This window comes from Flavobacterium sp. K5-23, assembly GCF_023278045.1.
Taxonomy (GTDB): Bacteria; Bacteroidota; Bacteroidia; order Flavobacteriales; family Flavobacteriaceae; genus Flavobacterium.
Genome location: NZ_CP056783.1, coordinates 1,307,313 through 1,318,525, shown reverse-complemented (window position 1 = coordinate 1,318,525; position 11,213 = coordinate 1,307,313). Strand labels below are relative to the sequence as shown.

The 11,213-nt window shown below is 34.8% G+C and carries 9 protein-coding genes; 3 read left to right on the top strand and 6 right to left on the bottom strand.

The annotated features are described in order from the left end of the window. Positions 1-34 precede the first annotated feature (34 nt). On the bottom strand, positions 35-925 hold the full coding sequence (locus tag FLAK523_RS05825; RefSeq protein ID WP_248907518.1) for a GLPGLI family protein: 891 nt from the start codon (positions 923-925) through the stop codon (positions 35-37). A 125-nt stretch (positions 926-1,050) separates the two neighbouring features. Here FLAK523_RS05825 and FLAK523_RS05820 point away from each other — a divergent pair, with 125 nt between their 5' ends. Together FLAK523_RS05820 and FLAK523_RS05815 are read left to right on the top strand one after the other, a co-directional pair. Next, positions 1,051-1,842 (top strand): hypothetical protein, encoded by a 792-nt coding sequence (locus tag FLAK523_RS05820; RefSeq protein WP_248907515.1) that lies wholly within the window; start codon positions 1,051-1,053, stop codon positions 1,840-1,842. Beyond that, complete coding sequence (locus tag FLAK523_RS05815) at positions 1,842-2,456, top strand: deoxynucleoside kinase (protein ID WP_248907513.1); 615 nt, start codon at positions 1,842-1,844, stop codon at positions 2,454-2,456. The genes FLAK523_RS05820 and FLAK523_RS05815 overlap by 1 nt, the downstream gene beginning before the upstream one ends. A gap of 117 nt (positions 2,457-2,573) precedes the next feature. Here FLAK523_RS05815 and FLAK523_RS05810 read toward each other — a convergent pair whose 3' ends face one another. The 5 genes from FLAK523_RS05810 to FLAK523_RS05790 all read right to left on the bottom strand — a co-directional run bounded on the left by FLAK523_RS05810 (position 2,574) and on the right by FLAK523_RS05790 (position 10,142). Continuing rightward, positions 2,574-5,033 carry a sodium-translocating pyrophosphatase gene (locus FLAK523_RS05810; protein WP_248907512.1) on the bottom strand — a complete coding sequence of 820 codons (2,460 nt, stop codon included), beginning with the start codon at positions 5,031-5,033 and terminating at the stop codon, positions 2,574-2,576. Positions 5,034-5,145: 112 nt separating this feature from the next. After that, positions 5,146-5,676, bottom strand: a complete 531-nt coding sequence (locus FLAK523_RS05805) for an inorganic diphosphatase (protein ID WP_248907510.1) — start codon at positions 5,674-5,676, stop codon at positions 5,146-5,148. Between the two features lie 111 nt (positions 5,677-5,787). Further along, a complete protein-coding gene (locus tag FLAK523_RS05800) occupies positions 5,788-6,390 on the bottom strand; it encodes a DNA-3-methyladenine glycosylase (RefSeq protein WP_248907508.1) in 603 nt (200 codons plus the stop codon). Between the two features lie 146 nt (positions 6,391-6,536). After that, on the bottom strand, positions 6,537-9,023 hold the full coding sequence (locus FLAK523_RS05795) for a DUF5686 and carboxypeptidase-like regulatory domain-containing protein (protein ID WP_248907506.1): 2,487 nt from the start codon (positions 9,021-9,023) through the stop codon (positions 6,537-6,539). A 138-nt stretch (positions 9,024-9,161) separates the two neighbouring features. Continuing rightward, positions 9,162-10,142, bottom strand: a complete 981-nt coding sequence (locus tag FLAK523_RS05790; RefSeq protein WP_248907504.1) for a pyruvate dehydrogenase complex E1 component subunit beta — start codon at positions 10,140-10,142, stop codon at positions 9,162-9,164. A gap of 267 nt (positions 10,143-10,409) precedes the next feature. Here FLAK523_RS05790 and FLAK523_RS05785 point away from each other — a divergent pair, with 267 nt between their 5' ends. Continuing rightward, on the top strand, positions 10,410-11,156 hold the full coding sequence (locus tag FLAK523_RS05785; RefSeq protein WP_248907502.1) for an electron transfer flavoprotein subunit beta/FixA family protein: 747 nt from the start codon (positions 10,410-10,412) through the stop codon (positions 11,154-11,156). Positions 11,157-11,213: the final 57 nt, after the last annotated feature.

Genomic DNA, 11,213 nt, shown 5'->3' with positions numbered 1-11,213 from the left:
TAGGATAAACAAGTTTTTTTAATTATCAATTGAATTAATGCCCAATACGCATACGCATTCCGCCATTTCCTTCACGACCTTGATTCATTTCCTGCATTTCCTTCATTTTTTTCATAACCGTTTCGTCATAATCATTTTGAGAAATTGTCTTTCCTTTTGTCGGTGCTTTGATATCCGCTTTAGTTTTTGGATTTAACACTACTTTAGAACATAAAACAACCGTTTTGCCATCATTTATTTCCAATATCAAACCAGGTAATCCCCAGTATTTATCAGGTCCTTGATTAACTGGAATTTCAGGCGTGTACCAAGCCGTAACAACCGTTTCCTTTGGCATTTCAAGATCTGCCATGAAGTTTGTTTTCTTTTCTTTTTCATCAGTTTTCACTTCTTCCTTCTCTTCCTTTTTAGGTCTAAAATTTCTAAAATCAGACTTGCTTACAGGAAGAACAGCTGTTGCTTTAAAGCAATTATATCCTCCTATCACACGGGTTTCCCCTTCCATTTTCCATTTTAAATTAGGCAATGAATCTTTTACTAAAAATTCTTTACCCATAAATTCCTTGTCAACCACATAGGTTTTCTCTTTTACATTTTTGTAATAGGAACCGCCACCACCCATCATAGAGCTCATCATTCTCATTCCACCACCGCCTTGACCTTGGGCTTCTAATTTTTCTTCTTCTTTATAAATAGAGGCTGACTTATCGAAATTAAGAATAAATGTTTTTTCAAACATAGACTTCATTCGGTCTTCAATCATTTTTTTCATGTCTGGAGTCATGTCTTTATTACCTTCCATTCTGGTTTTCATATCAGAAGTGCTGGTTTTAGACTCATAAACCGCCATTCCTTGAAATTCCTGAGCATTAATCCCTAAAAAAGAAACTATGGCAAATGCAGCGCTTACAAAATATTTATTCATAACAAGTTTGTATTAATTGATTTAAGCTTAGTAGGACAACAAAATTGATTTATTGTTACAGCTATTTGATTAAAAAAGGTAAGACCTATAAATTTATAAAAGGTTTAATTGTAATTTAGCTTATCATGAAAAAATGCATCACATTCTTATTAGTCTTATTCTACATTCCGGTGATTGGGCAAACCCTTAAAATTGAAGCTGAAAAAATTAACACAGTTCCATTTGAAGCTGATGAGTATATCGGGAAGGATCAGTTTGGCTATCACTATTCCATAAAAAACAAGGTTTTACTAAAAACCAAAACGAATGAATCATTTGAATATAAAAATTTTTCATTGGGGAAAACCACTAAAATAGATCTGCAAAATCCTTTAAGAATTGTCCTTTTTTACGAGAACTTCAATACCATAATTCTGCTTGACAATCAACTCAATGAGACTAAAAGAATAAATTTCTCAGAAAACAGTGTGCCCATAGCAGTCACCGCAACAGGAATTGCATCACAAAATCAATTGTGGATATACAATAATTTAAACCAGCAAATAGGACTATATGATTATTTAAAAAACGACTACAAAACCATTTCTACTCCCTTGCAGGAAAATTTTAAATATTACTATTCTGATTTCAATACATTTCAGTGGGTAGACAGTAAATCAAACTGGTATAAGATAGATATCTTTGGAAAAATCACTGCAATTGGAAAGGTTTCAAATTTTGAACAAATACAGTTGCTCCCCAATAATATGGCGCTAATTTTAAAAGACGAAAAAATCATTCTTCAGGATTTAAAAAAGGATATTATATATTCAATTGTTAATATTAATAAATCCTTTAAATATTTTCAATACAAGGACCAAATTTTATCTATTTTTACATCCGAAGAAATTACAAATTATAAAATCACAATACCGTAATGCACATAGCAATAGCAGGAAATATAGGGTCAGGAAAAACTACTTTAACTCGTTTATTAGCGAAACATTTTAAATGGGAACCTCATTTTGAGGATGTGGTTGACAATCCATATCTAGATGATTTTTACCATCAGATGGAGCGTTGGTCCTTTAATTTACAGATTTATTTCCTCAATAGTCGTTTTAGACAGGTGAAACAAATTCGCGAAAGCGGTAAAAAAATCATCCAAGACAGGACCATTTATGAAGATGCACATATTTTTGCGCCCAATCTTTATTCAATGGGATTAATGACCAATCGTGATTTTCAAAATTATTCTTCTCTTTTTGAATTGATGGAATCAACGGTTAAAGCTCCTGATTTATTAATCTATTTAAGAAGTTCTATACCTAATTTAGTGGGGCAAATTCATAAACGTGGGCGTGATTACGAATCCACGATTTCTATTGACTATTTAAGCCGTTTAAATGAACGTTACGAAGCATGGATTCATACTTACGATAGAGGTAAATTATTAATTATAGACGTAGACAACATTAACTTTGTTGATAAACCTGAAGATTTAGGAACCATTATCAACAGAATCGACGCAGAGATAAACGGTTTGTTTTAGTCCTCTCCCCAACCCTCTCCAAACGAGAGGGAGCCGAAACTGGATTAAAATTATTTTATAAAACAAAAAAATGCCTCGCAATTCGCGAGGCATTTTTATATTAAGTAAAACGATGTTTTATTTCAAAGCATCAATTTTTGCCTGAACTTCAGCTTCCGTTCCTTTAAAAACATTTTTTTCTACATTACCATTAATCGTAGAAGTTATTGTTGCAGTAACAACTCCATTGTCATTTGTTTTTTCAATGGTAACTTCTTTAGTCACTGAATGCATCATTTTATTAGAATGCGCCATGTAGTCACAATTTGTATTTGCACAACCTTTAGCAACACATTCTTCTTTAGATTTGGAATCGCATTGAGCCGCACTAATACAACAAGTGGCAGTATCAGATATTGTATGCGTACCGTTTCCTAAAATAGGCGCAATAACAAGCCCTATTAAACAAGTCAACTTAATCAAGATGTTCATCGATGGTCCAGAAGTGTCTTTAAATGGATCTCCTACTGTATCTCCAGTTACAGCTGCTTTATGCGCATCAGAACCTTTGAATGTCATTTCACCGTTGATCATCACTCCTGCTTCAAAAGATTTCTTGGCATTGTCCCAAGCACCTCCTGCATTGTTTTGAAAAACAGCCCAAAGAACACCAGAAACGGTAACTCCTGCCATATATCCTCCAAGCATTTCAGCTATCATTTGATTGTTATCACTATAAACCAATTTCCCTAAAAGAACAATTGCAATAGGGAAACCAATTGTCAATATTCCAGGAAGCATCATTTCACGCAATGCGGCCTTAGTAGAGATGTCAACGCATTTAGCATAATCTGGCTTTCCGGTTCCTTCCATAATCCCTGGAATTTCCTTAAACTGACGACGCACTTCATATACCATATCCATAGCGGCCTTACCTACAGAATTCATTGCCAAAGCAGAGAAAACCACAGGAATCATCCCTCCTACAAATAACATCGCTAAAACAGGCGCTTTAAATATATTGATCCCGTCAATTCCAGTAAAAGTTACATAAGCAGCAAATAAAGCCAGTGAAGTCAATGCCGCCGAAGCAATTGCAAAACCTTTACCAGTTGCAGCCGTAGTATTTCCTACTGAATCCAATATATCCGTTCTTGTACGAACTTCTTTTGGCAATTCACTCATCTCAGCGATTCCTCCTGCATTATCAGAAATAGGTCCAAATGCATCGATTGCCAGTTGCATAGCAGTTGTTGCCATCATTGCAGAAGCTGCCAAGGCAACCCCATAAAATCCAGCTAAAGCGTAGGAAGTCCAAATTGCAGCAGCAAATAACAATACTGTTGGAAACGTAGAAATCATTCCTGTTGCTAAACCTGCAATTACGTTAGTTCCAGCTCCCGTGCTTGATTTTTGCACGATAGCCATAACTGGTTTTGTTCCTAATCCCGTGTAATATTCCGTTACTGAAGAAATTGAAGCTCCAACAACTAAACCAACAATGGTAGCGTAGAAAACACGCATTGAAGAGATGTCTTTAGATCCTTCACCAAAGAAATCCATTTTCATAGTTTCAGGCAACATATATTGTACAAGGAAATAACAAGCTACAAGTGTTAAACCAATAGAAACCCAGTTACCAATATTTAAAGCTTTTTGAACCTGTGCTTCTTTTGCATTATCATCAGTGATTTTTACCAGCATTGTACCAATGATAGAAAAAAGGATTCCGAAACCTGCAATTGCCATTGGCAATAAGATAGGTCCGATACCGCCAAAAGCATCATCAATTTTACCACCCATATCCTTGATAACATAATTACCAAGTACCATTGCGGCTAATACTGTAGCAACATAAGAACCAAATAAATCAGCTCCCATACCAGCAACATCACCTACGTTATCCCCCACATTGTCAGCAATAGTCGCTGGATTACGTGGATCATCTTCAGGAATTCCTGCTTCTACTTTACCTACTAAATCCGCACCAACATCGGCAGCTTTAGTGTAAATACCTCCACCTACACGTGCAAACAAAGCAATAGATTCAGCTCCAAGAGAAAACCCGGCTAATGTTTCTAATACTATAGTCATGTCTTCCGTAGAAGTCCACACACCGTTCATGAAAAAATGAAAAAAGAATATAAAGAATGAGGTTAAACCTAAAACGGCTAAACCTGCAACACCAAGACCCATTACAGTTCCTCCGCCAAAAGACACTTTTAATGCCTGAGGCAAACTAGTCCTTGCTGCTTGTGTTGTTCTAACGTTAGTTTTAGTTGCTATTTTCATTCCCATATTTCCAGCAAGCGCTGAGAAAAAGGCTCCGAAAACAAAAGCAACTACAATTAAAATGTGAGTAGTAGGAACTACAATTGAAAGTCCGGTCAAAACGATACTCGCTCCTATTACAAAAAAGGTTAATAATCTATATTCTGCTTTAAGAAATGCCAATGCTCCTTCGTAGATGTAATCTGAAATTTCTTTCATTTTTCCATCACCTGGATCTTGTTTTAATACCCAAGCTCTTTTTGCAAGCATAAATGCAAGCCCAACAAATGCCATTACTATTGGCATCCAAATCATAAATGTGTTCATAAATTCGTTTTGGTTTTTGGTTAATAATCAATAGAGTACAAAAACGAATGTAAACAAAAAAAGCAATACTCTCAATAGAATATTGCTTTTTTTACATTTATAAAGATGTGGATTATTTAATACTGAACAATCCTTCTGGTTTATTTTCGATTTGATCGAAACGCTCTTTACATGCTTTCAAAATAGCATACGCCTCATCTTTATCTCCCCATCCACCTACATCAACAGATTTGTTTTCTAAATCTTTATATACTTGAAAGAAATGTTCGATTTCTTTTAGTAAATGCGGATTCATATCTGATAAGTCATTCAATGAATTCCAGATTGGGTCAGAAACCGGTACACAGATTACTTTTTCATCTGGTCCTTTTTCGTCAGCCATATGGAAAACACCAATAGGTTTAACTTCCATTACACAACCAGGAAAAGTAGGCTCATTTACTAAAACCAATACATCTAATGGATCACCATCTAATGCTAAAGTTTCTGGAATAAATCCGTAATCAGCTGGATACATCATAGAAGAGAACAACATTCTATCAAAACGCATTCTTTTTATTTCGAAATCATATTCGTATTTATTTCTACTTCCTCTTGGGATTTCGATAAGTACATCGAAAGTTTTTTCTTTATCTGCAGTCATTATATTTTTGTCTTAAATTCTTTTTATGCGGTTGCAAAAGTAGTACAAAAACACGTTTATAACAAGTATATTTGAACATAAAACACAAGAAAACAAAAGCTTTACAATTCCTTAATAAGAAACCTTTCTTCCTCGTTTCCCAAGATAATAATGCCACAATAAAAATGCAGCAGTAGAACGGTATGGACTCCACTGTTGTGTGTAAACTTCCATTTGCTGTTTGTCCTCTATTCCCAGAAGTTCTTTTATTGTATTTACAATTGCTATATCCCCAAGCGGAAGCAAATCTGGCGCCTGAAGACAAAACATCAAGTAAACGTCAATAGTCCAGTTCCCGATACCTTTGATTTGTATAAGCTCTGCTCTAACCTGCTCGTCTGACTTAGCAGACAAGGATTCTAAATCAATTCTATTATTGATTACCGCATCGGACAATGCTTTTATATAAGATGTTTTTTGACGGCTTACGCCAAGGTTCCTATATTCTTCATCAGCCAAAACCAATAGTGCTTCGGGATGAAAGTTTTCTTCTTTTGCTTTTAGCTTTAAAAAAGTAGCCTTGGCAGAATCTATAGACACCTGTTGTTCCAGAATTAATAAAACCAAAGTTTCAAAACCTTCGGGTCTTATTGGGATGACCGGCAAACCGTATTTTTCAATGATGTGATTAAAAAAAACATCCTGATTAGAAAGAAATGCAATGGCCTGTTCCATATTATTATTTTTTTAGCCCTGATAGTAGCGGCATCCCACGCTTTTTTTAGCGTGCATACAGCGGAAAGCAGGAATAGCTCCAAATTTTTCCAATGTTAATATAATTTCAGACGAACAATTCAGCAGATACTGAAACCAGTTTAGCTTTAAAAATAAAAACCAAAAGAACCTTTTACAGTGAAATTTTGCGCGTCTGGTGTGTTTAAGTAGTTTCCTCTCCAAGCGAAATCGATACGGAATACTTTAAATATATTTCCAATTCCAGCACTGTATTCCCAATACGCCTTTTCGGGAGCATTGTAAATCAAACCAGAAGCATTGATTGCTCTGTTAGCATCCGAAATTGATCCATAAACTCCTTTTATCCCTATAATTTCTCTCCAGTTCAACTTTCTCATAAAAGGTATTCTAGCAAAAATCCTTCCGCTAAAATTATGATTCCATTGAAAAGTAGCGTACTGATCAGTGACAAACTCATAGAAATTAAGATTACTAAAAGTATTATCTATAGTGAAATACGTTTGATTTCCAGGAATTACATTCATCAACCCCAAAGGAATCGTACCAAAGGTTTTCCCTAATTCTAAAATCAAATTTGTGCGCCCTAATGCTCCTATGATTATTGGTTGCTTATAGTAAAACTGTATTTTATCGTATTTAAAATCACTGTCTAGCAAGCCTTTAAATCCGTGGCTATAATTTACGAAAAAACGACTAAAAGGACTATCTGTATCATATCGTTCTACACCAAAGCCTATGGTTTTTTTATTGGGGGTGTATTCCATCTGAAAATTAACTTCAGACTGTTTTACATCGCTTTTAACAACTGAATTAGCCACATCAGTATAATAATCCAGACTAAAAGTTGTCGAAGCCGACTCTAAAGTACGATATGAAAATCCTGTTTGAAAAGTCAGGTTTTTAATGGGTTCTATTTGAACAGCAACACTGCTCAAGTTGATATTCGTTAATTTCCCGTTACTACCAGAGGAGAATAATGAAGACGAGGCAAAACTTCGCCCTAAAACATCATTTGTAGAAGTTAAACTCGCGCCTATTTGCTCGATGTCACGTCTATTCCCTCCTGAAATAATAATCCTGTTTTTCTTCTCGACCATCCATTTTCCTGAAAGTCCATACTTGAATTTATCATCGTTAAACCCATAAGCGGTATACCCTTCTAATCTCCAAGTATCGTTAGGCCCAAAGTAAGTTCTTCCTCCTACACGTAAACGGATTCCCTCTACTTCATTGTAACCAAAAGTCGAAAATATAGGGCCATAATCAAAATGACCGGATTGTATATAACCACTTCCAAGGATTGAAACCAAATTGTATAAATTCTGGAATTTCTTGACGGTTTGCAAAGTGTCCAGCATTTTATAAACCCCACGTTCGTCCTTATTTAATTTTTCGAAACGGTTTTCATCCCAATATTCTTCTGACCTATTATATACTTCATTATCTATATAATTCACTTCCTCTTTATAAAAATTTGCTGGTTTCTCTATATTGAATTTGTGGTTATCATAAAGCGTTGTTCGTTTTCCATAAATCCCCTTAGAATCTTCCTTTTTATTCAAGGCAAAATCTGACATCATATGATCTCTGGTTAACAGAAAAACAGAGTCATTTTCTACCTCAAATTCTTGCTCGATATAAATTTCTTTTACCCAGTTAATATTAGCACTTTTGGTAACTGCCATATTAATTTTCTTGATGGCATAAGTAGAATCATTAACCCAAAAATCCCCTTTAAATGTCAGTTCGTTTTTTCTTCTTGGATAAAAAACAATATTATAACACCATTTTTTATCTATAAAGGCACTATCTCTCAAGACATAGTTATAGACATCTACACCCGTTTTAGACAAAGGGCTTGTAAAACTTTTGTCAAAAAAAGTTAAATAGTTATCATATATATCATAATTAGAATAAAGGTCTTTTACGAAAGATAAAATTTGCTGGTTGTCACTGAATCCTGAATTCTTATTGGCTTTTATTTTCTCTTTGACCTTCTTTAGTTTGTTATTCCCGTAGACATCATATAAAGACTCATTAATAAAAATAGGCAAATACGTTTTCCCGGTAACCCTGGAAGTATCCATATGATCAAAGATGAATTCCATCCCTTTAAACAGCTTGTTTTTCATAAACGCACTATCAATGGTATTCATATCAAACTCCACTTTTTCATATTTCTCCATCTGGTAATGATCAAAGAGATACAAACCATTTTTACGTTTTCTTTCCCATATTTTTCTAAGGATATCAAGAGCTGGATTGTTCTTTTTAGAAGTTTTACCCATAAAAATAACAACCTCCTTTAAGCTTTCGGCTTCTTTTATCTGGATTCTTAAATTATAGTTCACCGCTTTCTCAAGTGTGATTTCCTTTTCAGAATAACCAACAGACGAGATGACTAAAACGGTATGATTTTTTGCTGACTCCAAATAAAAATGTCCCTCTTCATTAGACACAATTCCTTCGCTAGAATTTTTGAAAGCAACATTTGCAAATGGAACAGGCTGGTTCAATTGATCTACAATGACTCCGCTTACTTTTGTTTGCGCAAAAACACTCCCTGCAAAAGCAAACAGCAATACCAATAAGAATAAAATATTTTTTTTCATAACCTAAAAAAAAAACTTCATCATATAAATATATGTGATGAAGTTTTAAATATAATTAATTTGTGACTTGGAATTGTTGAAATCTGGATTAATATATTGTTAAAACAATCTAATCTATATTTCAAATAGTACAGAATCTTATTTTTTATACAATACTTTTTTAACCGCTTTTATCACATCGTCTGAATTAGGCAACCATTCTTTCAGTAATACTGGAGAATAAGGAGCTGGAGTATCAGCAGTTGTAATTCTTTGAATTGGTGCATCAAGAAAATCAAAAGCACGTTCTTGAACAATATAAGTAATCTCCGAAGCAACACTTGCAAAAGGCCAAGCCTCTTCAAGAACCACTAAACGATTTGTTTTTCTAACAGATGTTAAGATTGTCTCATAATCCATAGGACGTACCGTTCTTAAATCGACAATCTCACAAGAAATTCCTTCTTTGGCTAGTTCATCAGCAGCAATAAATGCTTCTTTAATGATTTTACCAAAAGAAACGATAGTAACATCAGTACCCACACGTTTGATGTCAGCAACACCTAGTGGAATTGTATATTCCCCATCAGGCACTTCACCTTTGTCACCATACATTTGTTCTGACTCCATAAATATTACAGGGTCATTATCACGTATAGCAGCTTTCAAAAGTCCTTTTGCGTCATAAACAGTAGAGGGAACTACCACTTTAAGACCTGGAGTGTTTGCAAACCAGTTTTCTAATGCTTGAGAGTGTGTCGCTCCTAATTGCCCTGCCGAAGCTGTTGGCCCACGAAAAACGATAGGAACATTAAATTGCCCCCCTGTCATTTGACGCATTTTAGCAGCGTTATTAATAATTTGATCAATACCTACTAAACAAAAATTGAATGTCATGTACTCAACAATAGGACGACAACCATTCATGGCTGAACCTACAGCAATACCAGTAAATCCAAGCTCAGCAATAGGAGTGTCAATTACTCTTTTTGCACCAAACTCAGCAAGCATTCCTTTAGACGCTTTATAAGCACCATTATACTCAGCAACTTCTTCACCCATTAAGTAAATGGACTCATCATTACGCATTTCTTCGCTCATCGCTTCGCAAATAGCCTCTCTAAATTGTATCGTTCTCATATGTGATATAGTATGTGTGTAATTTCGAAAAGCAAAAATAAATATTTTATCTCACTTATGTGCATAAATTACTTTAAAATAATTAGAAGCTATTCCTGCTAACCGCTATATCTTTCCCTCGCTAAAGAAGCGAGAGAAAGGATACCGCTTATATCAGGGCTACGAAATCGAAATAGCCTATGCAAAATATTATGCACGCATAGTAAATTATTCGAAATATTATTCATATTTTTGTGGGACACAATTAGAATAATAAAAAATAGACCTATGAAAATATTAGTTTGCATCAGTCACGTTCCTGATACTACTTCAAAAATTAATTTTACCAATGGTGACTCAGAATTCGATACCAATGGTGTACAATATGTAATTAATCCTAATGACGAATTTGGATTAACTAGAGCAATTTGGTTTCAAGAACAACAAGGAGCAACAGTAACTGTTGTGAATGTTGGTGGACCAGAAACTGAACCTACATTAAGAAAAGCGTTAGCTATTGGTGCAAACGAAGCGATTCGTGTAAATGCAAATCCAACTGACGGTTTCTTCGTTGCAAAACAATTAGCAGAAGTTATTAAAACAGGTGGCTACGATTTAGTAATCGCAGGTAAAGAGTCATTAGACTATAATGGCGGAATGGTTCCTGGAATGATTGCAGGAATTTTAGGGTACAACTTTTTAAACTCTTGTACAGGAGTTACAATTGAAGGTTCAGCAGTCACAGCTGTTCGCGAAATTGACGGAGGTAAAGAAACTGTTTCTACTACATTACCATTAATTATTGGTGGTCAAAAAGGACTTGTTGAAGAAAAAGATTTACGTATTCCTAACATGAGAGGAATTATGACAGCAAGAACTAAAGCATTAGCAGTAGTTGAGCCAGTTGAAGCTTCAGTAAACACTAAAGCAGTGAAGTTTGAAAAACCAGCAGCTAAATCAGCAGTGAAATTAATTTCACCAGACAATTTAGATGAGTTAATCGACTTATTACACAACGAAGCGAAAGTAATCTAGTAAAATCAGTATTCAGTCGCAGTTTTCAGTTAAAAACTTGAAACTTTAAACCTGAAA